The organism is Mesorhizobium sp. W067 (assembly GCF_054719525.1).
Genome location: NZ_JBTTII010000001.1, coordinates 302,490 through 323,409, shown reverse-complemented (window position 1 = coordinate 323,409; position 20,920 = coordinate 302,490). Strand labels below are relative to the sequence as shown.

Below are 20,920 nucleotides of genomic sequence, written 5' to 3'. Positions count from 1 at the left end.
CAGAGCGCCATGAAAACATTGCGCGGCCATGAACTGACGATCAAATCAACGCCATGCAAAGCTTGAAAATCCTGCTGCTCGGCGCCGCCATCGGATGCGGAGCAGCCCTTCCCGCCGCCGCCTCGTCTTCCGACTGGTACAACAGCGAAGGCGGCAAGGTGCGGCTGGTGACAACAGGCAAGGCCGACGAGGCCGGCCGCATACAGGGCGTGCTCGACATCGCGCTCAAGCCCGGCTGGAAAACTTATTGGCGCGATCCGGGCGACGCCGGCGTGCCGCCGCAGATCGACGTTTCGGCCAGCACCAACATCACCGATGCGGCGTTTTCCTTTCCGCCGCCGCAGCGCCATGACGACGGCTACGGCAAATGGGCCGGCTACAACCATCCGGTCTCGCTGCCGGTGACATTCACTTTGTCGTCGCCTGGGGATGCGGCCGTCATCGATGCCGACATCTTTCTTGGCATCTGCGAGACGATCTGTATTCCGGTGCAGACGCGGCTGAGCGTCGATCCCGCCGCCGATCCCGACAATGCCGAGGATGCGGCGCTGGTGAAGGCTGCACTCGCCACCTTGCCCGCGCCTGCCAAGCCCGATTTCGGGATCAAGGTGCTGCCGGGCGACCATGAGACGCTGATGGTCGAGGCGACTTTTCCCGGAGATCCGGAGGCGGCGGATTTATTCGTCGCCGGGGGACGCGACTATATGTTCGGGGCGCCTGCACGCAGCGAAAAGGACGGCCGGCTGGTATTTACCATTCCGATCCTCGACCGGCCGTCGACGACACCGACCGATGGCGGGTTGTATTACACCCTGACAAGTGCCGAAGGCGCGGTCGAGGGCGTTCTGCCGTTCCCCTGATACCGAACCCGATCAGGGCTTTCCCTTGATCCAGGCCTTGTCGGCGGTTGCGGGAGATGCCCGATTTCGCTATCGCAAGAAACCTTCCCTGCTTTTCACACGAGGACCATCATGACGATTGCCGTTGGCGACAAACTGCCCGATGCGACCTTCAAGGAAATGACCGCCGACGGCGCCAAGGTGATCACCTCGGCCGAGATTTTCGCGGGCAAGAAGGTCGTGCTGTTCGGCGTCCCAGGCGCCTTCACGCCGACCTGCAGCAACAATCATCTGCCGGGCTATCTCGAGAACCACGATGCCATCCTGGCCCGCGGCGTCGACACCATCGCCGTCGTCTCCGTCAACGATGTCCATGTCATGGGCGCCTGGGCCAATTTCACCGGCGGTCAAGGCAAGATCCTCTATCTCGCCGACGGCAATGGCGACTTCGCCAGGTCGATCGGCCTCGACTCCGACTATTCCAGCGGCGGCATGGGATTGCGCTCGAAGCGCTTCTCGATGATCGTCGACAACGGCAAGGTCACGGCGCTCAATGTCGAGACCAAGCCAGGAGTCGACACATCGGGTGCCGCTCACATTCTGAGCCAGCTCTAAACCGCGGCGGCCGCGTCGGCTCATGAGCGCCATGGCCTGACGACGACGCGCTTCCAGCCGGATTGCCTGCTTTGGGGGACATCGACGATGTTTGACATCATCTGGCGCAGCGTTGCGATCGGCATCGGCGCCACGGTGCTGATGGATCTTTGGGCGCTGTTCCTGCATCTGGCGCTCAGCCAGCCGCGGCCGAACTGGGGGCCGCCCGGCCGCTGGGTCTGGCACCTTAGGGAAGGCAAGGTTTTCCACGACGATATCGCCCATGCCGCACCCTATGCGCATGAGCAGGCGCTGGGCTGGGCCTTCCATTATGTCACCGGCATCGTCTACGGCTTCATCCTGGTGGCGCTGGCGGGCACGGCATGGCTGGACGCGCCGACCTTCCTGCCGGCCTTCATCCTCGGCATGGTCACCATCGGCGCCGGCTGGTTCCTGCTGGCGCCCGGCATGGGCGCCGGCTGGGCTGCGTCAAAGCGCCCCAACGCGATGCAGATCCGCGCCTTCAACGTGATCTCGCACACGGTGTTCGCGCTCGGCCTCTACGGCACGGCCCTGCTGATCCGCTGAGGACAGGTTCTATCCGCTGGTCGCCAGCGGCTTCATCGCGGCTACGGTATCGATGATCTCCTGACATCCGCTTTAGCGCGGCGCCAGACTGTCTATCGGCCGCCATCCGTGGACGACGCGGCGCGTGCCGACATCATAGGCGAAGTAATTGCCGCCGCCGGCCGGCTGATCCGCCGCGCGGCTGATTGCGCGGCCGCTGAGCGAGAGCAGCAAGAGCGTTCCGACGCCGCCATGGCCGACGAAGGCAATGTCGCCGCCGTCGGCAGCACCCAGCACCGTTTCGACCTCGCTGACAATGCGTTGCTGGGCGTCGATGGCCCGTTCCCAGCCGCGAATGCTTTTGTGCGGATTGGCGAAGAACTGGTCGGCGACCGCCTCGAACTCCGGCGGCGGCAGGAAGCCGGTTGCCGACCGATCGTTCTCATGCATGCGCTCCTTCACCTCGACCGCGAGGCCGAGGTGTTTGCCAAGGATCTCGGCGGTTTCGATCGCCTTGCGCTCGGCCGACGAGACGACACGGCGGATCGATCCGACCCATGGCTGATCGAGCATAGCTGATGCTCGCGCTCGTCCGATCTCGGACAGCCCCCAGTGCGGCACGGGAACGTTGGCATCGATCTGAACCTGGGGATGGGTGATGTAGTATACGATCGGCATGAGTGAGATCCCCTGCCGATAGCTTGAGCTCAATAGCTTTGGGTCGAGCGCCGTGCCCGTGGCGCCGGCTGCTTCTCGGATGCCCCCGGCTTCAGCGCCACTTTCGGCGCCGCAGGTTTGGCTGAGCCCCTCTTGAACGGCGCCATGCCTTCCCTTGCGAGTTCGTCGGCGCGTTCGTTCTCGGTGTGGCCGGCATGGCCCTTCACCCAGTTCCAGGTCACCTTGTGGCGCCGATTGGCCTCATCCAGCGCCTGCCACAGTTCACCGTTCTTGACCGGCTTCTTGTCGGCGGTCTTCCAGCCGTTTTTCTTCCAGCCGTGGATCCATTTGGAGATACCGTCCATGACATATTTGCTGTCGGTGTGAAGCTCGACGGCGCACGGCTCCTTCAGCGCATTCAGCGCCGAGATGGCGGCCAGCAGTTCCATGCGGTTATTGGTCGTCTCGGCCTCGCCGCCCGACAATTCCCTGGTCTTGCCGTTGAAGCGCAGGATGGCGCCCCAGCCGCCGGGACCGGGATTGCCCGAGCAGGCGCCGTCGGTGAAGATTTCAACCTGCTTGGTCATGTCAGTCCGTATTCCGAAGGCGACCTGATCGCGCGGTGGAAGCGCATGCGGCGGATATATTCGGTCGGATCGCGCTTCATGACCAGCCCGCCCTCTGGAACCGTCAGCCAGTCATAGAGCCGGGTCAGCATGAAGCGCAGCGCCGAACCGCGCGAAAGCATCGGCAGCGCTGCTTTCTCGCCATCGCTCAAAGGCCGCACGCTCTGATAGCCGGCCAGCAGCGCCGTGCCTTTGGTCAGGTTGAAGGAGAAATCCTTCTCGAAACACCAGGCGTTGAGACAGGTGGCGACGTCATAGGCGTAGAGGTCGTGGCAGGCGAAATAGAAGTCGATGAGGCCGGACAGTTTCTCGCCGAGGAAGAAGACATTGTCGGGAAACAGATCGGCATGGATGATGCCGGCAGGAAGGCCCTGCGGCCAATGGCGTTCGAAATCCGCGAAATCGGCGTCGACCTCGGCCGCCAGTCCCGGCTCGACCTCGTCGGCTCGGTCGCGCGAGGCGTTCCACAATTTGCGCCAGCCCTCGATGGCCAGTGCGTTGTCACGCGTCATCGCAAAATCCTGCCCGGCCAAATGCAGGGCGGCGAGCGCCTTGCCGACCTCGGCGCAATGCGCCGCTGTCGGCCGCCGCAGCGACAGGCCTTCGAGGAAGGTGATGATGACCGCGGGACGGCCGGCCAGCGTGCCGATGACGGTGCCGTCATGCGCGGTCACCGGCAGCGGGCAGGAAATGCCTTTGCGGGCGAGATGGCCCATCAGGCCGAGGAAGAACGGCAGGTCGGCCTTGTCGACGCGCTTCTCGTAGAGCGTCAGTATGTAAGAGCCGCTTGAGGTGTGCAGTAGGAAATTCGAATTCTCCGTGCCTTCGGCGATCCCCTTGTAGGACAAGAGTTCGCCGACTGGATATGCCCTCAGGAACGCGCCGAGTTCGCCCTCATTGACGTCGGTGTAGACCGCCATGGGCTCTTCACGCGGCTCCGTTGACGAAGGCCATGTCGGCCCGCGTCAGTTCGACATCGCGCAGAACCCGCATGACTGGAAAATCCTCCGTTTCGGTGGCCGTGATCGCCAGGTCGATGGTCACCTCGAAGCGCTGGCGGAAGGCGTCGATGATCTCGTCGACGATGATCTCCGGCGCCGACGCGCCGGCAGACAGGCCGAGCGTCGAGATGTTTGTGAAGTCATTCCACGGAATTTCGGCGGCGCGCTGTACGAGAAGCGACATGGTGGCGCCGGCGCGCTCCGCCACTTCGACAAGACGGCGCGAATTGGAGGAATTGGGCGCACCGACGATCAGATAGAGATCGGCGCCGGCGGCGGTTTCCTTGACCGCTTCCTGGCGGTTGGTGGTGGCGTAGCAGATCGATTCGGCGGCCGGTGCATGCAGTTGCGGGAAGCGCTCCTGCAGCACCCGCAATATGCCGGCAGTGTCTTCGACCGACAACGTTGTCTGGCTTACGAAGCCGAGCGCTTCCGGGTCGGCGGGGGCAAAGGTCCCAGCGTCGGCTTCGGTCTCGATCAGCGTGACGGCGCCTTCCGTCAGTTGGCCCATGGTGCCGATCACTTCGGGATGGCCGGCATGGCCGATCAAAAGCACATGGCGGCCGAGCCGCTGATGGCGCATCGCCTGCTTGTGCACCTTGGACACCAGCGGGCAGGTGGCGTCGAGATAGAAGAGCTCGCGTGCCTTGGCGTCGGCCGGCACCGATTTCGGCACGCCGTGGGCTGAGAAGACAACCGGCGACTTGCGGTGCTCGGCCGGGATTTCCGAGAGTTCCTCGATGAAAACCGCGCCAAGGCTTTGCAGGCCCTCGACGACATAGCGGTTGTGCACGATCTCGTGGCGGACATAGACCGGCGCGCCGTATTTCTTCAACGCCAGCACGACGATCTGGATGGCGCGGTCGACACCGGCGCAAAAGCCGCGCGGCTGGCAGAGCCGGATCGTCAGCGGTGGTTTTGTGGCGGTCTGCAGCATGATTCCAGATCGGTTGATCGTATCGTGACGCGAAATGAGGTGTGCACCCCTGCCCTGTCAAGGGCAGTTGAGATCAGGTTGAATGGTCAACCTGATCTAACTCTTTGTTGGAGCATGATCTTGTCCGAAACCGGTTCCCACTTTTCGGGGTGATGCTCTGGATCATTCAGTCTTTGCCGGACCGCGCAGCCTGACGATCAGAACCGCGGCAAGAGCCGCCGCCAGGCCATACCAGGTGAAGGCATATTGCAGATGAGAATTCGGCAGGTCGATGATGGTGACGCCGCCGACCGGCAGCCCGCCCGGGTTCGGCGTCTTGTCGGCGTCGATGAAGATCGGCACCAGCACGGCACCGGCCGGCAGGCCGGCACTCGCCGCCATGACATCACGATCCTTCCAATAGAAGATGTTCTTGGCCACGTCATTGTCGGGCAGCATCATCGACGGCTTGGCCGGCAGCGGGTTGCGCGCCAGGCCGGTGACCGTGACCTTGCCGGTCACCTGCCCTTGCGGGCGCTTGGCGGCATCCTTGACATCATAGGGAACGAAGCCGCGGTTGATCAGGACATAGCGGCCATCGTCGAGGGCCAGCGGGGTATAGACGTTGAAGCCGGCGTCGCCGTCCCATGTGGCGTAGAAATGCCGCTCGCCGGAGTGCAGGAACGTCCCGCTGACGGTGACCGGCGTGTAGTCGACATCACCGGTGGCGGCGAATTCCTTCTCGACGTCCGCCAGCGGCTGCGGCGCTGAATGGGTGCGCTGGTCGATGGTCTGCAGAAGGGCTTCCTTCCAGTACAGGCGCTGCACCTGCCATGTGCCAAGCCCGAGCAGGATGACGAACACCACCAGGCCGAGGCCGAGCAGCAATGCCGTCTTCGGCCGCGAGCGGCCGGCGGGCTTGGTCAGCGCCTCGCTCATTGCCCCTGGTCCAGGCGGCCTTCGGCCGCCTTGTTGGCGTATTGAAGCGTCAGCAGCACCCCCTTGATCAACCTCAGCGCCGTCAGGCACAGTCCCACGGCCAGCGGTATCCAGATGATGAAATGCAGCCAGAGCGGCGGGCTCAGCGTGACCTCCACCCACAGCGCCAGCCCCACGACGATGAAGCCGATGATCAGGATGACGAACACCGCCGGGCCGTCGCCGGCATCGGCGTAGGAATAGTCGAGGCCGCAATTGTTGCAGCGCTTGCCGACGGTGAGGAAGCCGGAAAACAGCCGTCCTTCGCCGCAGCGCGGGCAGCGTCCGTGCAGGCCGGCCGAGATCGGCTCGATGGGTGGCCAGATCGCCCTATCTTCACTCATGGATAGTCATGCTTTACGGCTCGATTTCGATCAGCGTTCCATCCGGCACCATAGTCCAGATTTGGTCCATGTCGCAGTCGGTAACCCCAATGCAGCCATCGGTCCAGTCGACCAATTGAAGCAGCCAGCCCGACCAGCCGAATCCGTTGGCCATTGATGGGCGCCGAAAAGACGAAAGGCGACCGCGTTGCCGCGACCGCCCTTCTGATTTGTCGGTTCGGTGAAAGCCGTCAGTGGCCTTCGATCACCGCGCCGACCGATCCCCAGACGTAGATCGATGCGAACAGGAACAGCCAGACCACGTCGACGAAGTGCCAGTACCAAGCAGCCGCCTCGAAGCCGAAATGCTGCTTGGGCGTGAAGTCGCCTTTCCAGGCGCGGATCAGGCAGACCAGCAGGAAGATGGTGCCGATGATGACGTGGAAGCCATGGAAGCCGGTCGCCATGAAGAAGGTGGCGCCGTAGATGGAATCCTTGAAGCCGAACGGAGCGTGCATGTACTCGTAGGCCTGCACCATGGTGAACAGCATGCCGAGGCCGACGGTCAGCACCAGGCCGTTGATCAGGCCCTTGCGGTCGCCATGGATGAGCGAATGGTGCGCCCATGTCACCGTGGTGCCCGACAGAAGCAGGATGATGGTGTTGTAGAGCGGCAGATGGAAGGGATCGAGGACTTCGAGACCCTTCGGCGGCCAGACGCCACCAGTGAAAGCGGTGCGGGCGTAATTCTGCACTTCGCTCGGAAACAGGCTGGCATCGAAATAGGCCCAGAACCAGGCAACGAAGAACATCACTTCCGAAGCGATGAACATGATCATGCCGTAGCGCAGATGCAGCGACACGACGCGCGTGTGGTGGCCCTCATGCGCTTCCTTGATGGTGTCCGACCACCAGGCAAACATCGTGTAGAGGACGATGACCAGGCCGATGAAGAACAGCCATGGATTGGCGATGTTGTGGCCGAAAATTGGAAAATCGCCGTTCTTGAGATACTGCATCAGGGCGACGCCGCCGACTGCAGTCACCAGTGCGCCGATCGACCCCAGGAAGGGCCACGGGCTCGGGTTGACGAGATGGTAGTCGTGTTGTGGTTTTGCGTGCGCGTCTGCCATATCAACCCCCGAGATTTGCTTCGGTATCTGAAACTTTGCTGCTGCTGTTCGGCGTCGATGACGCCACCGGCTTGTTCTTTTGGACCGGGAACATCGTGTAGGACAGGGTGATCGTCTTCAAGTCCTTCAGTTCCGGCACGTTGACGATATCGGGATCCACATAGAACACGACTGGCATGTCCAGCGTCTCGCCGGGCTTCAGCGTCGTGTCGGTGAAGCAGAAACACTCGACCTTGTTGAAGTAGGGGCCCGCCAGTTCCGGCTGCACGTTGAAGGTGGCGCGGCCGGTAACGGCGCGGTCGAGCTTGTTGGTGGCGCTGTAATGCGCCTGCGTGGTCTCGCCGATCTTGATGGTGACCGAACGGGCGACCGGCTGGAACTGCCACGGAATGCCGTTGGTGTTGGCGTCGAAGCGCACGGTGATGTCACGGTCGAGGATGCGGCCGGCATATTGCTTTTCGGCGCGCTGCGTGGTGCCGCCATAGCCGGTGGCCTGGCAGAACATCTTGTAGAGCGGCACCGCGGCGTAGGCCATGCCGATCATGCCGCCGAAGAAGGCGACGCAGACGGCGGCGACGACGCGGTTGGTGTTCTTCTTCCTGGGATCGGTCACGGTCTGGCGGGTCATCATCGGCCTCATCCGGTATGGCCGAATTTCACGATGGTCGCGACGTAGAAGATGACGACCAGAATCGCCAGCGCGACGCCGATCGCCGCCGAACGGTTGCGCCGCGCCTTCTTCTGGCTTTCGGTCAGCGTGACCAGTTCAAGCTTCTTGTCGATCATAGTCATGCTCCACCGATGGCCAAAGCGCGACCGACGACACAGTCGGCAAGATAGATGGCGAAGATGGCGAAGAGGTAGAGCAGCGAATAGGCGAACAGAGCCTTGGCCGGCTTCATGACGCGGTCGCTATCGGTCATGCACAGCACTTTCCAGGCATACCAGACGAAGCCGGCGCCGAGAGCCACTGATGCGACGCCATAGAAGGCGGTAGTGAAACCGAGCACCCAGGGCAGCACGCCGATCGGCGCCAGGATCAGGGCGTAGGCAAAGATCTGGCGGCGGGTCGAGGCCTGGCCGGCAACGTTCGGCATCATCGGGATGCCGGCCTTGGCGTAGTCGTCGGACTTGAACAGCGCCAGCGCCCAGAAGTGCGGCGGCGTCCACAGGAAGATGATCAGGAACAGGACGAGGCTTTCCAGGCTCACCGTTCCGGTCACCGCGGCCCAGCCGATGACCGGCGGGATGGCGCCGGCGGCGCCGCCGATGACGATGTTCTGCGGCGTCGAGCGCTTCAGCCACATCGTGTAGACGACGGCGTAGAAGAAGATGGTGAAGGCAAGCAGCGCCGCCGACAGCCAGTTGACCAGCACGCCCAGGGTCATCACCGACAGCACCGAAAGCACAAGGCCGAAGCTCAGGGCTTCGCCGGGCAGGATGCGGCCGGACGGTACCGGGCGGCCGGCGGTCCGGCTCATCACCGCATCGATGTCGGCGTCGTACCACATGTTGAGCGCACCCGAGGCGCCGGCGCCGATGGCAATGGCCAGGATGGCGATCACCGCCAGCAGCGGGTTGATGGTCACGGGCGCAGCGACCATGCCGACAAAGGCCGTGAACACCACCAGCGACATGACGCGCGGCTTCAGCAGGGCGAAGAAATCGCCCGACGTGGCTTCCGACATGCGAAAGCCCGCTTCGTCAATCATTGGGTCGTCGACAAGGGCCATGCGTACATAAGTCCAATCATTCCGTTGGCCGAAAACCGCCGGCGGGCCGGCGGTTTCGTATTCGGGCTGCCTTACTTGATCTTCGGCAGCTGTTCCCACTGGTGGAAAGGCGGCGGCGAAGGCAGCTGCCATTCGAGCGTCGTTGCACCCTCGCCCCACGGGTTGGCGCCGGCGACGCGCTTCTTCTGGAAGGCCTCGAACACGCCATAGAGGAAGATCACCACGCCGACGGCCGATATATAGGAGCCGTAGGACGACACCATGTTCCAGCCGGCGAACGCGTCGGGATAGTCGATGGTGCGGCGCGGCATGCCGGCCAGGCCGAGGAAATGCTGCGGGAAGAAGATCAAATTGACGCCGACGAAGGTGACCCAGAAGTGGGTGTTGGCGATCACCGGCGAGTACATGTAGCCGGTCATCTTGGGGAACCAGTAGTACCAGCCGGCGAAGATGGCGAAGACCGCACCCAGCGACAGCACATAGTGGAAGTGGGCAATGACGAAATAGGTGTCATGCAGCGAGCGGTCGAGGCCGGCGTTGGCGAGCTGGACGCCGGTGACGCCGCCGACCGTGAACAGGAAGATGAAGCCCAGCGCCCACAGCATCGGCGTCTTGAACGAGATCGAGCCGCCCCACATCGTCGCGATCCAGGAGAAGATCTTCACGCCTGTCGGTACGGCGATGACCATGGTGGCGAAGACGAAGTAGCGCTGCGTGTCGAGCGACAGGCCGGTCGTGTACATGTGGTGCGCCCAGACGATGAAGCCGACGGCGCCGATCGCGACCATGGCGTAGGCCATGCCGAGATAGCCGAACACCGGCTTCTTCGAGAAGGTCGAGACGATGTGGCTGATGATGCCGAAGCCCGGCAGGATCAGGATGTACACTTCGGGGTGACCAAAGAACCAGAACAGATGCTGGAACAGGATCGGATCGCCGCCGCCATCCGGGGCGAAGAAGGTGGTGCCGAAATTGCGGTCGGTAAGCAGCATGGTGATGCCACCGGCCAGAACCGGAAGCGACAAGAGCAGCAGGAAGGCGGTGATCAGAACCGACCAGGCAAATAGCGGCATTTTGTGCAGCGTCATGCCCGGCGCGCGCATGTTGAAAATGGTGGTGATGAAGTTGATGGCGCCGAGGATCGAGGACGCGCCGGCAATGTGGATCGACAGGATCGCCAGATCCATGGCCGGCCCGGGCTGGCCGGAGGTCGACAGCGGCGGATAGAGCGTCCAGCCGCCGCCAACGCCATAGGCGCCGGGCGCGCTCGGCATGAAAGCCGAAGCGATGAGCAGCAGGAAGGCCGGCGGCAGCAGCCAGAACGAGATGTTGTTCATGCGCGGGAAGGCCATGTCAGGCGCGCCGATCATGATCGGCACCATCCAGTTGGCGAAGCCGCCGATCAGCGCCGGCATGACCATGAAGAAGATCATGATCAGCGCGTGCGCGGTGCCGAAGGCGTTGTACATGCTCTTGCCGCCGTCGATGGCGGCATCGCCGTTCATGCCATAGACCATCTGCGCCAGACCGGTGAAGATCTGGATGCCCGGCTCCTGCAGCTCCATGCGGATGACGACCGAAAGCGCGCCGCCGACGATGCCCGCGAAGATCGCGAAGATCAGGTAGAGCGTGCCGATGTCCTTGTGGTTGGTGGAGTACACCCACCGGACCCAGCCATGATAGGGCTTGTGGTCGTGGTCGTCGTGAGCTGCAGCTTCTGCCATGGTCGGCTCCGTTCCCTAATTCTTGCTAACCCGCGGCATCAATTGCCGGCGGCCGCTACCTTGTTGGTACCGTCGACCTCGGCCATCAGCGCCTTGTTGGCGCCGGGGAGGTCGGTCTTGGCTGCTGCCAGCCAGGTCTTGTACTGCGCATCGGATACGACGCGGACGGCGATCGGCATGAAGGCATGGTCCTTGCCGCAGAGCTGCGAGCACTGGCCGTAATAGATGCCTTCCTTTTCCGCCTTGAACCACGTCTCGTTGGTGCGGCCGGGAACCGCGTCCATCTTGATGCCGAAGGCCGGAACGGCAAAGGAATGGATCACGTCGGCTGCGGTAACCAGGACGCGCGTCATGGTGTTGACCGGCACGACCAGCTCGTTGTCGACCGCCAGCAGGCGCGGATAGACCTTGCGGTCTTCCTTGCCGATCGCGGCGCGGTCGGCGTCCTGCAGGATGGCCGAGTTGAAGGAGAGCGTGTTCTCGGTCTGGTACTCATAGTCCCAGTTCCACTGATTGCCCGTTACCTTGACGGTCAGCTTGGCCTCTTCCGGCGGCGTGTACTGCGCCGTCAGCAACTGGAACGAGGGAATGGCGATGAACAGCAGGACGACGACCGGCCCGACTGTCCAGATGATCTCGATCAGCGTGTTGTGGCTGGTCTTGGACGGAACCGGGTTTTTGCTGGCGCGGAACCTGAAGATGCACCAGGCGAGAAGCGCCAGAACCAAAGCAGTGATCGGGACGACGAACCACATCGTGTAGTTCCCGAACCACTCGATCTGCCGCATCATGTCTGTCGCCGGCGGCTGAAAAGTCATCTCCCACGGCTGCGGCTGGGCCGCATGGGCGGAGGCACCGGCGAAAAATGCGGCGGCGGCGCCTGCCGTTGCCATCAATTTGGCGCTTGCTGGGAATTTTCTCATCGCCCTCTTCATCTCCCGGTTCCTCGCGATCGCGACGCAAGAATATCGAACAATGCCGGGATGGGAATCCCGGACAGTCCCAAGGGTGGTTCAAACCATACTCTATTTCCCTCCGCAAGAAAGGAGCGGGCGAAACCGTGCGGCATTTTTGCGCGCAAGTGCTGCCGCGCTGTTTCGACGGCCTCGTGGCCCGCGCGGGTCGTCGACAGACAGGCTATGCGGGCTTGTGTCAGGAATGCGCCCGACGGTCGCAATTCGGGCGAATTTGCTAGGGAAAAGCGCATTATTGCGCCTGCCGGGGCTGACCGGCGGTCGCCCTATCCTTTACTTGGCCTTGGCGCGGCTTAAAGTGCCGTGATTCGCAATGGAGCCGTCATGACCTCTTGGCTTTCGAGAAACGCCTGGCATTCGAAGAGCGCCTGGCATTCGAAAAGCGCTTGGCTTTCGAGAAGCGGGGCGAAGGTCGTTTTTCTCGCCGCCCTGATCGGTATCGGCTCGTCCGCAACCGGCGTCGCCAATGCAGCGCAGCCCAGCGGCACGGTCAAGTCAACGCATGGCGCGTGGTCGATCATCTGCGACACGCCGGCCGGCGCCACCTCGGAACAATGCGTGATGATGCAGAACGTCGTTGCCGAGGATCGCCCGGAAATGGGACTGTCCGTCGTCGTCCTGCGCACCGCCGACAACAAGGCCGAGATCCTGCGCGTGCTGGCCCCGCTCGGCGTTCTGCTGCCCAATGGCCTGGGCCTCAATGTCGACGGCAAGGATATTGGCCGCGCCTATTTCGTGCGCTGCTTCCAGGACGGCTGCTATGCCGAGGTCATTCTCGAAAAGCCGCTGCTCGATACGCTGAAGACCGGGACGTCGGCCACCTTCATCGTCTTCCAGACGCCGGAAGAAGGCATCGGCATCCCTGTCGACCTCAAGGGCTTCGCCGACGGTTTTGCCGCCCTGCCCTGAGCTTGATGCTTGCGAAACCGTCTTTCCTGACGCACAATTCCCACGGGTTTGATTGTTGGCTGTGGGGGTCATCATGCGTGCTTTTTCTTTGCTTTTTTCGACCGGCCTGATCCTGACCGGCGCCGTTTCCGTCGCCTTTGCCGAGGATACCGAAATCATCACGGCGCCCGATCCGGCCGTCATTTTCGAGCTTGCGAAAGGCTATGGCTCGGCCAAGATGGACAAGGATGACGGCGGTGATCCGATGATCTCCGGCCGGCTCCAGGGCATGAAATATGTGATCTACTTCTATGGCTGCGAAAACCATGAGAAGTGCAAGTCTATCCAGTTCTCCTCGGGCTATACCGACCCCTTCACGGCCGACCAGGCCAATGAATGGAACAAGAAATACCGCTGGGTGAAGGCCTTTTCCGGTGACGGGTCGAACTTCAAGATGGATGTCATGTTCAGGGGCGGCGTTACCCGCTCCTATCTCGAAGAGCAGTTCTCGAACTGGGATTCCATGACCAGCGACATCAAAGCGTTCGTGGACGAGAAGTAGGGCCCTAAAGCGCGTCGCGCTGAAACGGATTCATACGACGCGCTTTAGGTCTTTGTTTGATGCATGTCGTTGTCCCAGAACCGCGGCACACTTCTGGGCGACATGCATTAGCGCTCCACTGTCCGGCTGCGGATCGTCATTGCGGATTGTGCAGGCGCGTCTTCGCGCCTACATCGTGGCAACACCATTCCTCCTGTGAGCGGACCTGCCATGAACAGCCTGACCGGCCAATTCGACATTTCAGATGATCGCATCAAGCGGATCGTCGCCGACACACTGAACGGCGCCGATGATGGCGAACTCTTCCTCGAATACAGCGAGAGCGAAGCGCTGATGTTCGACAATGGCAGGCTGAAGACCGCCAATTTCAACACCGACCAGGGTTTTGGCCTGCGCGCCGTGGCCGGCGAGGCCAGCGGCTACGCCCATTCCAGCGATCTTTCGGAGGCGTCGCTGCTGCGCGCCGCCGACGCGGTCTCGACCGTCAAGGGCGGCTATTCCGGCACGCTTGCCGCGGCACCCGCGCGCACCAACCGCCATCTCTATGGCGAGGAGAACCCGATCCCCTCGCCTTCCTTCGAGGTCAAGGCCAAGCTGTTGCAGGAAATCGACGCATGGCTGCGCGCCGAGGACCCGCGCGTGCGCCAGGTGACGGCCTCGCTCGCGGCGTCCTGGCAGCATGTCGAGATCGTGCGCGCCGACGGCCAGATCGTGCGCGACATCCGCCCGCTGGTCCGCATCAACGTTTCCGTCGTCGTCGGCGACGGCGACCGCCAGGAAAGCGGCTCCTATGGCATGGGCGGGCGCAAGGCGTTCGGCGAGTTCCTGGTCGAGGACGCCTGGAAGCATGCGGCCAGGGAGGCGCTCAGGCAGGCGCTGGTCAATCTCGAAGCCATTCCCGCGCCGGCCGGAACGTTCGACATCGTTTTGTCCAGCGGCTGGCCAGGCGTGATGCTGCACGAAGCCGTCGGCCATGGGCTGGAGGGCGACTTCAACCGCAAGAAGACCTCCGCCTTTGCCGGCCTGCTCGGCCAGCAGGTCGCCGCCAAGGGCGTTACCGTGGTCGATGACGGCACCATGCCGGAGCGGCGGGGTTCGCTGACCGTCGACGATGAAGGCACGCCTTCGGCCCGCAATGTGCTGATCGAGGACGGCAAGCTTGTCGGCTACATGCAGGACCGCCAGAACGCCCGGCTGATGGGCATGAAAGCCACGGGAAACGGCCGGCGCGAAGGCTATGCGCATCAGCCGATGCCGCGCATGACCAACACCTATATGACGGCGGGCGACATGGAGCCGGATGAGATCATCGCCTCGGTCAAGAACGGCATCTATGCCGTATCCTTCGGCGGCGGCCAGGTCGACATCACCTCAGGCAAGTTCGTGTTCGGCTGCACCGAGGCCTACATGATCGAAAACGGCAAGGTGACGCAGCCGATCAAGGGCGCCATGCTGATCGGCAGCGGACCGGACGCCATGCACCGTGTGTCGATGATCGGCAACGACATGAAACTCGACACCGGCATCGGCATGTGCGGCAAGGCCGGACAAGGCGTGCCGGTCGGCGTCGGCCAGCCGCATCTCAGGATGAACCAGATGACGGTCGGCGGCACCAGGGTTTGAGCGAGGAGACGTCGGCGGGCTTGAATAGTTCCCCTCACAGGGATATCTTACCTTTGTCTTACACAAGGGTAATACCGCAATGGGTGCAATAGAAAAGCTTATAACGACCGTCTCGACCAAGGGACAAGTCATCCTGCCCAGCGCTATCCGCAAACGGAGGGACTGGGGCGCGGGCACGCGCCTGCAGGTCGAAGACACACCGGACGGTGTACTTTTGAGACCGGCGCCTGCCTTTGCCCCGACACGACCAGAAGATGTCTTTGGTGTCCTGCCGCACAGTGGCAGACCGAAGACCTTGGAGGAGATGGACGCGGCCGTCCTTGCTGAAGCACGGCGGCGCCATGCTCGCGATTGATACCAACGTTGTCGTCAGGTATCTGACGAACGACGATCCCGAGCAGTCCCCGCGAGCCCGGCGGCTGATCGACGGTCAGCCCGTTTTCGTCGCCGTCACGGTGATCCTGGAGGCTGAGTGGGTGCTGCGCAGCGGCTATGGTTATGATCAGGCCTCGATCGTCAATGCACTGCGGGTGTTCGGCGGGCTTCCCACTGTCGAGATAGAGGATGCTGCGATCGTCTCTTCCGCGGTCAATCTAGCCGAGACGGGAATGGATTTCGCCGATGCGCTCCATCTGGGCAAGTCCTCGCACTGCTCAGCATTTGTGTCCTTCGACCGTAAGTTCATCAAGGCCGCACAAGCGGCCGGGTACGAAAGCGTTCGCGAAGGCTAGTTTGCCAGCCGGCTACGTCTTGCGGGGGGCGGCAAACTCAAGCACGGCCTTGTGAAAATCGGCGGATTAACGTCGCCGTTTCGGCTTCTCCAGCAGCGCCACGGCCTCGACATGCGGCGACCACAGGAACTGGTCGATGGGCGTGACGCTCTTCAAGATGTAGCCGCCGTCAATCAGGATGCGCAGGTCGCGTGCCAGCGTCACCGGATTGCAGGAGACGGCGGCGACGAACGGCACATCCGAGCGGGCGATCTGCTTCGACTGGTCCTCGGCGCCGGCGCGCGGCGGGTCGAAGACGACGCCATCGAAAGCATTCAGCTCCTTGAACGTCAGCGGCCGCCGGAACAGGTCGCGGCGTTCGCCGGTTACCCGCTTCAGGCCGGTGGCGAAGCGCGATCCGCGGTCGAGCGCCGAAAGGGCTGCCGCGTCGCCTTCGACCGCGTGGACTTCGGATTTGGCCGCCAGCCGAAGCGCAAAGCTGCCGCAGCCGGCGAAAAGATCCGCGACTTTCCTGGCCCGCTTCAGATGTCCGCCAACGAGATCGGCCATCGTCTGTTCGGCGGCTTGCGTTGCCTGCAGGAATGCGCCAGGCGGTATGGCGACAGCGACGGTGCCGAACATGACCACCGGCTTTTTCGGCTCGATGACGATCTCGTCGTCGATCGAAAGCCGGGCAAAGCCATTGGCCATGATGAAGTTGGAGGCGACCCGGCGCTGGTTCTCGCCCAGCTTGCCCGACTCATAGACAGCGACGTCAAGCCCCGAGCCCGTCACAGTGACCGCCATCCGGAACGATTTGGTGGTGGCGCAAACCAGGTCGGCGACTGATCGCAAGCGATCGAGCGCGGCAACGATCTCCGGCAGTGAGATCGGACATTCCTCGATGGGGATGATTTCCGGCGACAGATGGCGATGGAAGCCAAGCAGCATGCCTGTGTCGGCGCGCCTGGCGGCAAGCACGACGCGGCGGCGTGTGTGTGGCGCACACGGCACCAGGGCGCCGATGTCGCCGGCAATGCCTTTCAAGGCGTGCACGACCTTGTCGCGTTTCCATTGCTGGTAAGCGTCGGCTTGCAGATGCTGGACGGCGCAGCCGCCGCATTCGGTGAAATGCCGGCAGGCCGGATCGATACGCAGCGGCGACGTCTCCAATACCGCCATCAGCATGGCGCGATCCCTCTCGCGCGCGGCGGTGACGGTCTCGCCGGGCAGGGTGAAGGGAATGAACAGCTCGCCGGTTTCCGTCTCGGCGACGCCGTCGCCCTGCGAACCCAGTCTCTTGATGGTGAAGCCCGTGCTCATCGGTCCTTGGTCCCGGCATCCTTGATCCCGGCATCCTTGATCCCGGCAAGCAGGAATTCGCGGTTGCCGTCCCCGCCTTCGATCGGCGACATGTGCAGACCCAATGTACGCCAGCCAGGGACGCCTTCGAGCCATTCCTGCAGCAAGCCGGCCACACGGGCAGCGTCATAAGGGTCTTTCAACAGACCGCCCTTGCCGATTGCCTCGCGGCCGGCCTCGAATTGCGGCTTGACCAGAAACACCGCACGAGCGCCGTCCCGTGCCAATGCCAACGCCGGTGGCATCGCCAGTTTCAACGAGATGAAGCTGACGTCGGAGACGATGAAATCCGGGATGCGGCCGCCGAGATCGGCAGCCGTGAGCTCGCGAGCGTTGAGGCCCTCGATCACGGTGACGCGCGGGTCGGACGAGACACCGGGATGCATCTGGCCGTGGCCGACATCGACGGCAGTGACATGGGCCGCGCCGCGTTCGAGCAGCACCTGGGTGAAGCCGCCGGTCGAGGCGCCGATATCGAGAGCTTCACTACCCGCAGGATCGAGACTGAAATGGTCGAGCCCGGCGATCAGCTTCAGCGCCGCGCGTGAGACATAACCCTGCGCCGGATCGTCGATGACGATGAGACAGTGCGGCAGAACCGTCTGGCCGGGCTTGCGGGCGACCACGCCGTCGACCGTCACGGTGCCGCGCTCGACCGCGTCGCGGGCGCGCGAGCGGCTCGCAAACAGGCCGCGCTGGACGAGCAATTCGTCGAGCCGCTGGCGTGTGCTGGCTGGCAGAGGGGAGTTCATCGGCCTTCATGGCGAAAGCCGGCCGCGAAGGCAAGGACATTGGCATGGGAGGACGTCGAGACCCGGGCCGCAAGCCAGTCCGCCCGGTTGAATATCGCAGCCAGTCCGGCAAGATGTAGAGGCTCAGGCAATGCGGAGGAAGACGAATGCTGACGGGAACCTGCCATTGCGGCGCCGCCCACTGGACCCTGGAAGGCGATCCCGGCCCGATCACGGCCTGCAATTGCACGCTTTGCCGCCGCTATGGCACGCTCTGGGCCTATGACTTTGTCGACGAGCGTATCCGGCTTGCGGGGCCTGTGCAGTCCTACACCCGCGCCGGCAAGGAGACGCCGTCGCTGGAAATCCTGTTTTGCCCGACATGTGCCTGTGTGCTTGCCTGGCGCGGTTTGCGCCGCAGCGACAGCGGCCGCACGCGTATCGCCGTCAATGTCAGGCTGGCGCCGCCGGAGGCGGTCGCCGACCTGCCGATCGACCATTTCGACGGGCTGGACACTTATGACGACCTGCCGCGCGATGGGCGCTGCGTGCGCGATATGTGGTTTTAGAAGATCGTCCGTGAGACCTGCCGTTCAACGGCCGGCATCAGGCCGTCGCTTCCGTCATCTGAAGCCTGCTTGCGCGGGCGCTCGACAGCAACGACTGGTGCGTCCGGCACGACGACAAGCTGCGGCACCTGCTTGTAGGAAAAAGCGCCCCTGATATCGCCCATCTTGCGGGCGACGATGCCTGCCACCGCCTGTTCGAGCTTGCGGTCATAGCGCGTCTCGGCCATGGCCGGCGCGGCGATGACGGCCAAAAGGGCCGCGCCGCACAGAAGCGTTCGCATTGTTTTTAACTCCCTGCCTGGAGGCAGTTCTAGCAGGGCGGCGTTGAAAAACGGCCAAAAGAGAAGGTAAGCGAAACGCCAAAGAGAAGCGTTAACAAAGTGTTAGGCTTGCACAGGCAACTGCTTCAGCTGCGTGAGGTTTGATTCAGGCGCGCTGCGCGCGCGCGGAATGGCCGAGCGCGACGAACACGGTGCGCACGATGCCGGCCGCGTCGAGCCCGGCATCGGCATACATTTTTTCCGGCTTGGCGTGGTCGGTGAACTCGTCCGGCAGCACCAGCGGCCGAACTTTCAGACCGCTTTCCAGCAAGCCTTCATGGGCGAGGAACTGCAGCACGTGGCTGGCGAAACCGCCGACAGCGCCCTCTTCCACCGTCACCAGCACTTCGTGCGAGCGGGCAAGACGGCGGATCAAATCCTCGTCGAGCGGCTTGGCGAAACGGGCATCCGCAACCGTTGTCGACAATCCGGCCGCGCCGAGTTCCTCGGCCGCCAGAAGACAGTCCTGCAGTCTTGTGCCAAAGGACAGAAGCGCCACCTTGGTGCCTTCCCTGACGATGCGGCCCTTGCCGATTTCGAGCACCGAGCCGCGCTCCGGCATGTCGACGCCGACGCCATTGCCGCGCGGATAGCGGAAGGCGATCGGGCCTTCGTCATAATAGGCGGCGGTGCGCACCATGTGGCGAAGCTCCGCCTCGTCGGCAGCCGCCATCACCACGAAGCCCGGCAGCGTCGCCAGGAAGGTGGTGTCGAAGGCGCCGCAATGAGTGGCGCCGTCGGCGCCGACGAAACCGGCGCGGTCGATCGGGAAACGCACCGGCAGTTTCTGGATCGCCACGTCATGGACGACCTGATCGTAGGCGCGCTGCAGGAAGGTCGAATAGATGGCGGCGAAGGGCTTGTAGCCCTCGCTGGCCAGGCCGGCGGCGAAGGTCACGGCATGTTGCTCGGCAATGCCGACATCGAAGGTCCGGGTCGGAAACGCCTCGCCGAACAAATCGAGGCCAGTGCCGTTCGGCATGGCGGCGGTGACGGCGACGATGCGGTCGTCCAGGCGGGCCTCCTGGACCAGGCTCTCGGCGAACACCTTGGTGTAGGCCGGCGCATTGGCCGGGGCCTTGGTCTGCGCGCCGGTGATGACGTCGAACTTGTTGACGCCGTGATATTTGTCGGCCGCGGCCTCAGCCGGCGCGTAGCCCTTACCCTTCTGGGTCACGACATGGATCAGCACCGGGCCGTCGGCATGGTCGCGGACGTTCTTCAGCACCGGGATCAGATGCTCGAGATTGTGGCCGTCGATGGGGCCGATGTGGTAGAAGCCGAGCTCCTCGAACAGCGTGCCGCCGGTGACGTAGCCGCGCGCATGCTCGACCGCCCGCTTGATGGCGCGATCGGCGCGTTTGCCGAGATAGGAGGTCAGCTTCTTGCCGAAATCGCGCAGCCCAAGATAGGTCTTGCCCGACGCGAGCCGGGCCAGATAGGCGCTCATGGCGCCGGTCGGCGGCGCGATCGACATGTCGTTGTCGTTCAGGATCACGATCAGGCGAGCATCAAGCGCGCCGGCATTGTTCATGGCTTCATAGGCCATGCCGGCGGACATGGCGCCGTCGCCGATGACGGCAATGACATTGTTGTGGCCGCCCGAGAGGTCGCGCGCCATGGCCATGCCGAGGCCGGCGGAAATGGAGGTCGAAGAGTGCGCGGCGCCGAACGGGTCGTATTCGCTCTCGGCGCGACGGGTGAAGCCGGACAGGCCGCCTTCTTGCCTGAGCGTTCGGATGCGGTCGCGGCGGCCGGTCAGGATCTTGTGTGGATAGGCCTGGTGGCCGACATCCCAGATCACGCGGTCTTCCGGCGTGTTGAAGACATAGTGCAGCGCCACCGTCAGTTCGACGACACCGAGGCCGGCGCCGAGATGCCCGCCCGTATGCGAGACGGCATCGATCAGCTCGGCGCGCAGCTCCGAGGCCAGCTGCGGCAGCTCGCTTTCGTCAAGCTTCTTCAGGTCGGCTGGAATGCGGACCTTGTCGAGAAGCGGCGTATGCAGCGTTGCGTTCACTGTTAAAGGGCCTGCTCAGCTATAATGCGCGTCGATCATGGCGAAATATGCCTGCGTCGCCGGAATGTAA

Annotated in this window: 26 protein-coding genes; 9 read left to right on the top strand and 17 right to left on the bottom strand. The window is 63.2% G+C overall.

All coding sequences use genetic code 11. The annotated features are described in order from the left end of the window. Nucleotides 1-53 precede the first annotated feature (53 nt). The 3 genes from ACYG97_RS01505 to ACYG97_RS01495 all read left to right on the top strand — a co-directional run bounded on the left by ACYG97_RS01505 (nt 54) and on the right by ACYG97_RS01495 (nt 2,021). On the top strand, nt 54-860 hold the full coding sequence (locus tag ACYG97_RS01505) for a protein-disulfide reductase DsbD domain-containing protein (protein WP_023732090.1): 807 nt from the start codon (nt 54-56) through the stop codon (nt 858-860). Between the two features lie 111 nt (nt 861-971). After that, nucleotides 972-1,454, top strand: a complete 483-nt coding sequence (locus ACYG97_RS01500; RefSeq protein WP_023698522.1) for a peroxiredoxin — start codon at nt 972-974, stop codon at nt 1,452-1,454. Between the two features lie 87 nt (nt 1,455-1,541). Beyond that, nucleotides 1,542-2,021 (top strand): DUF2938 domain-containing protein, encoded by a 480-nt coding sequence (locus ACYG97_RS01495; protein ID WP_023732091.1) that lies wholly within the window; start codon nt 1,542-1,544, stop codon nt 2,019-2,021. A 72-nt stretch (nt 2,022-2,093) separates the two neighbouring features. On the opposite strand, the gene ACYG97_RS01490 is transcribed toward ACYG97_RS01495, so the two are convergent. From ACYG97_RS01490 to coxB, 13 genes are all read right to left on the bottom strand, one after another. Next, nucleotides 2,094-2,678 carry a histidine phosphatase family protein gene (locus ACYG97_RS01490; protein ID WP_023668409.1) on the bottom strand — a complete coding sequence of 195 codons (585 nt, stop codon included), beginning with the start codon at nt 2,676-2,678 and terminating at the stop codon, nt 2,094-2,096. Between the two features lie 29 nt (nt 2,679-2,707). Continuing rightward, nucleotides 2,708-3,244, bottom strand: a complete 537-nt coding sequence (gene rnhA, locus ACYG97_RS01485) for a ribonuclease HI (RefSeq protein WP_023668410.1) — start codon at nt 3,242-3,244, stop codon at nt 2,708-2,710. Beyond that, the gene (locus ACYG97_RS01480; RefSeq protein ID WP_023668411.1) at nt 3,241-4,203 is read right to left on the bottom strand and encodes a homoserine kinase; all 963 of its coding nucleotides are present in this window, start codon (nt 4,201-4,203) and stop codon (nt 3,241-3,243) included. Before ACYG97_RS01480 ends, rnhA begins: the two co-directional genes overlap by 4 nt. Before the next feature lie 7 nt (nt 4,204-4,210). Then, the gene (gene ispH, locus ACYG97_RS01475) at nt 4,211-5,221 is read right to left on the bottom strand and encodes a 4-hydroxy-3-methylbut-2-enyl diphosphate reductase (protein ID WP_023732092.1); all 1,011 of its coding nucleotides are present in this window, start codon (nt 5,219-5,221) and stop codon (nt 4,211-4,213) included. A 162-nt stretch (nt 5,222-5,383) separates the two neighbouring features. Beyond that, complete coding sequence (locus tag ACYG97_RS01470) at nt 5,384-6,139, bottom strand: SURF1 family protein (protein WP_023685424.1); 756 nt, start codon at nt 6,137-6,139, stop codon at nt 5,384-5,386. Continuing rightward, entirely contained in the window at nt 6,136-6,522 is a 387-nt protein-coding gene (locus ACYG97_RS01465) for a DUF983 domain-containing protein (RefSeq protein WP_023685423.1), read from the bottom strand. The genes ACYG97_RS01470 and ACYG97_RS01465 overlap by 4 nt, the downstream gene beginning before the upstream one ends. A 13-nt stretch (nt 6,523-6,535) precedes the next feature. Next, the gene (locus tag ACYG97_RS01460) at nt 6,536-6,676 is read right to left on the bottom strand and encodes a L,D-transpeptidase family protein (RefSeq protein WP_023732093.1); all 141 of its coding nucleotides are present in this window, start codon (nt 6,674-6,676) and stop codon (nt 6,536-6,538) included. A gap of 76 nt (nt 6,677-6,752) precedes the next feature. After that, on the bottom strand, nt 6,753-7,634 hold the full coding sequence (locus ACYG97_RS01455; RefSeq protein ID WP_023668416.1) for a cytochrome c oxidase subunit 3: 882 nt from the start codon (nt 7,632-7,634) through the stop codon (nt 6,753-6,755). 1 nt (nt 7,635) lies between these two features. Beyond that, the gene (locus ACYG97_RS01450) at nt 7,636-8,262 is read right to left on the bottom strand and encodes a cytochrome c oxidase assembly protein (protein ID WP_023687150.1); all 627 of its coding nucleotides are present in this window, start codon (nt 8,260-8,262) and stop codon (nt 7,636-7,638) included. A gap of 8 nt (nt 8,263-8,270) precedes the next feature. Then, entirely contained in the window at nt 8,271-8,420 is a 150-nt protein-coding gene (locus tag ACYG97_RS01445; protein WP_023698516.1) for a hypothetical protein, read from the bottom strand. 2 nt (nt 8,421-8,422) lie between these two features. Next, entirely contained in the window at nt 8,423-9,367 is a 945-nt protein-coding gene (locus tag ACYG97_RS01440) for a heme o synthase (protein WP_023668419.1), read from the bottom strand. A 71-nt stretch (nt 9,368-9,438) separates the two neighbouring features. Next, entirely contained in the window at nt 9,439-11,091 is a 1,653-nt protein-coding gene (gene ctaD / locus ACYG97_RS01435; RefSeq protein WP_023668420.1) for a cytochrome c oxidase subunit I, read from the bottom strand. A 38-nt stretch (nt 11,092-11,129) separates the two neighbouring features. Then, complete coding sequence (coxB, locus tag ACYG97_RS01430) at nt 11,130-12,026, bottom strand: cytochrome c oxidase subunit II (RefSeq protein ID WP_050485823.1); 897 nt, start codon at nt 12,024-12,026, stop codon at nt 11,130-11,132. Nucleotides 12,027-12,389: 363 nt separating this feature from the next. Here coxB and ACYG97_RS01425 point away from each other — a divergent pair, with 363 nt between their 5' ends. The 5 genes from ACYG97_RS01425 to ACYG97_RS01405 all read left to right on the top strand — a co-directional run bounded on the left by ACYG97_RS01425 (nt 12,390) and on the right by ACYG97_RS01405 (nt 15,869). Beyond that, the gene (locus tag ACYG97_RS01425) at nt 12,390-12,974 is read left to right on the top strand and encodes an invasion associated locus B family protein (protein WP_023668422.1); all 585 of its coding nucleotides are present in this window, start codon (nt 12,390-12,392) and stop codon (nt 12,972-12,974) included. 73 nt (nt 12,975-13,047) lie between these two features. Beyond that, nucleotides 13,048-13,515: a YbjN domain-containing protein gene (locus tag ACYG97_RS01420; RefSeq protein WP_050590349.1), complete on the top strand. Its 468-nt coding sequence runs from the start codon at nt 13,048-13,050 to the stop codon at nt 13,513-13,515. Nucleotides 13,516-13,725: 210 nt separating this feature from the next. Then, entirely contained in the window at nt 13,726-15,138 is a 1,413-nt protein-coding gene (gene tldD, locus ACYG97_RS01415) for a metalloprotease TldD (protein ID WP_023732095.1), read from the top strand. Between the two features lie 79 nt (nt 15,139-15,217). After that, nucleotides 15,218-15,493: an AbrB/MazE/SpoVT family DNA-binding domain-containing protein gene (locus ACYG97_RS01410; protein ID WP_081725433.1), complete on the top strand. Its 276-nt coding sequence runs from the start codon at nt 15,218-15,220 to the stop codon at nt 15,491-15,493. Beyond that, nucleotides 15,480-15,869, top strand: coding sequence for a type II toxin-antitoxin system VapC family toxin (locus ACYG97_RS01405; RefSeq protein ID WP_023732096.1), 390 nt, complete (start codon nt 15,480-15,482; stop codon nt 15,867-15,869). Before ACYG97_RS01410 ends, ACYG97_RS01405 begins: the two co-directional genes overlap by 14 nt. A gap of 66 nt (nt 15,870-15,935) precedes the next feature. On the opposite strand, the gene ACYG97_RS01400 is transcribed toward ACYG97_RS01405, so the two are convergent. Continuing rightward, on the bottom strand, nt 15,936-17,171 hold the full coding sequence (locus ACYG97_RS01400; protein ID WP_023668426.1) for a class I SAM-dependent RNA methyltransferase: 1,236 nt from the start codon (nt 17,169-17,171) through the stop codon (nt 15,936-15,938). Continuing rightward, a complete protein-coding gene (locus tag ACYG97_RS01395) occupies nt 17,168-17,962 on the bottom strand; it encodes a TlyA family RNA methyltransferase (protein ID WP_023732097.1) in 795 nt (264 codons plus the stop codon). The genes ACYG97_RS01400 and ACYG97_RS01395 overlap by 4 nt, the downstream gene beginning before the upstream one ends. A 146-nt stretch (nt 17,963-18,108) precedes the next feature. Between ACYG97_RS01395 and ACYG97_RS01390 the strand changes: the two genes are divergently transcribed. Further along, nucleotides 18,109-18,510 (top strand): GFA family protein, encoded by a 402-nt coding sequence (locus tag ACYG97_RS01390; RefSeq protein ID WP_023687142.1) that lies wholly within the window; start codon nt 18,109-18,111, stop codon nt 18,508-18,510. Here ACYG97_RS01390 and ACYG97_RS01385 read toward each other — a convergent pair. Then, the gene (locus ACYG97_RS01385) at nt 18,507-18,791 is read right to left on the bottom strand and encodes a hypothetical protein (protein ID WP_023668429.1); all 285 of its coding nucleotides are present in this window, start codon (nt 18,789-18,791) and stop codon (nt 18,507-18,509) included. The two genes, ACYG97_RS01390 and ACYG97_RS01385, sit on opposite strands and share 4 nt — an antisense overlap. Nucleotides 18,792-18,936: 145 nt before the next feature. Further along, nucleotides 18,937-20,850, bottom strand: a complete 1,914-nt coding sequence (dxs, locus tag ACYG97_RS01380; protein ID WP_023732098.1) for a 1-deoxy-D-xylulose-5-phosphate synthase — start codon at nt 20,848-20,850, stop codon at nt 18,937-18,939. Nucleotides 20,851-20,920: the final 70 nt, after the last annotated feature.

Coding starts and splice junctions, on each gene's coding strand:
- ACYG97_RS01505 (WP_023732090.1), top strand. CDS start 54: ATGCAAAGCTTGAAAATCCTGCTGCTCGGCGCCGCCATCGGATGCGGA.
- ACYG97_RS01500 (WP_023698522.1), top strand. CDS start 972: ATGACGATTGCCGTTGGCGACAAACTGCCCGATGCGACCTTCAAGGAA.
- ACYG97_RS01495 (WP_023732091.1), top strand. CDS start 1,542: ATGTTTGACATCATCTGGCGCAGCGTTGCGATCGGCATCGGCGCCACG.
- ACYG97_RS01490 (WP_023668409.1), bottom strand. CDS start 2,678: ATGCCGATCGTATACTACATCACCCATCCCCAGGTTCAGATCGATGCC.
- rnhA (WP_023668410.1), bottom strand. CDS start 3,244: ATGACCAAGCAGGTTGAAATCTTCACCGACGGCGCCTGCTCGGGCAAT.
- ACYG97_RS01480 (WP_023668411.1), bottom strand. CDS start 4,203: ATGGCGGTCTACACCGACGTCAATGAGGGCGAACTCGGCGCGTTCCTG.
- ispH (WP_023732092.1), bottom strand. CDS start 5,221: ATGCTGCAGACCGCCACAAAACCACCGCTGACGATCCGGCTCTGCCAG.
- ACYG97_RS01470 (WP_023685424.1), bottom strand. CDS start 6,139: ATGAGCGAGGCGCTGACCAAGCCCGCCGGCCGCTCGCGGCCGAAGACG.
- ACYG97_RS01465 (WP_023685423.1), bottom strand. CDS start 6,522: ATGAGTGAAGATAGGGCGATCTGGCCACCCATCGAGCCGATCTCGGCC.
- ACYG97_RS01460 (WP_023732093.1), bottom strand. CDS start 6,676: ATGGCCAACGGATTCGGCTGGTCGGGCTGGCTGCTTCAATTGGTCGAC.
- ACYG97_RS01455 (WP_023668416.1), bottom strand. CDS start 7,634: ATGGCAGACGCGCACGCAAAACCACAACACGACTACCATCTCGTCAAC.
- ACYG97_RS01450 (WP_023687150.1), bottom strand. CDS start 8,262: ATGACCCGCCAGACCGTGACCGATCCCAGGAAGAAGAACACCAACCGC.
- ACYG97_RS01445 (WP_023698516.1), bottom strand. CDS start 8,420: ATGATCGACAAGAAGCTTGAACTGGTCACGCTGACCGAAAGCCAGAAG.
- ACYG97_RS01440 (WP_023668419.1), bottom strand. CDS start 9,367: ATGGCCCTTGTCGACGACCCAATGATTGACGAAGCGGGCTTTCGCATG.
- ctaD (WP_023668420.1), bottom strand. CDS start 11,091: ATGGCAGAAGCTGCAGCTCACGACGACCACGACCACAAGCCCTATCAT.
- coxB (WP_050485823.1), bottom strand. CDS start 12,026: ATGAAGAGGGCGATGAGAAAATTCCCAGCAAGCGCCAAATTGATGGCA.
- ACYG97_RS01425 (WP_023668422.1), top strand. CDS start 12,390: ATGACCTCTTGGCTTTCGAGAAACGCCTGGCATTCGAAGAGCGCCTGG.
- ACYG97_RS01420 (WP_050590349.1), top strand. CDS start 13,048: ATGCGTGCTTTTTCTTTGCTTTTTTCGACCGGCCTGATCCTGACCGGC.
- tldD (WP_023732095.1), top strand. CDS start 13,726: ATGAACAGCCTGACCGGCCAATTCGACATTTCAGATGATCGCATCAAG.
- ACYG97_RS01410 (WP_081725433.1), top strand. CDS start 15,218: ATGGGTGCAATAGAAAAGCTTATAACGACCGTCTCGACCAAGGGACAA.
- ACYG97_RS01405 (WP_023732096.1), top strand. CDS start 15,480: ATGCTCGCGATTGATACCAACGTTGTCGTCAGGTATCTGACGAACGAC.
- ACYG97_RS01400 (WP_023668426.1), bottom strand. CDS start 17,171: ATGAGCACGGGCTTCACCATCAAGAGACTGGGTTCGCAGGGCGACGGC.
- ACYG97_RS01395 (WP_023732097.1), bottom strand. CDS start 17,962: ATGAACTCCCCTCTGCCAGCCAGCACACGCCAGCGGCTCGACGAATTG.
- ACYG97_RS01390 (WP_023687142.1), top strand. CDS start 18,109: ATGCTGACGGGAACCTGCCATTGCGGCGCCGCCCACTGGACCCTGGAA.
- ACYG97_RS01385 (WP_023668429.1), bottom strand. CDS start 18,791: ATGCGAACGCTTCTGTGCGGCGCGGCCCTTTTGGCCGTCATCGCCGCG.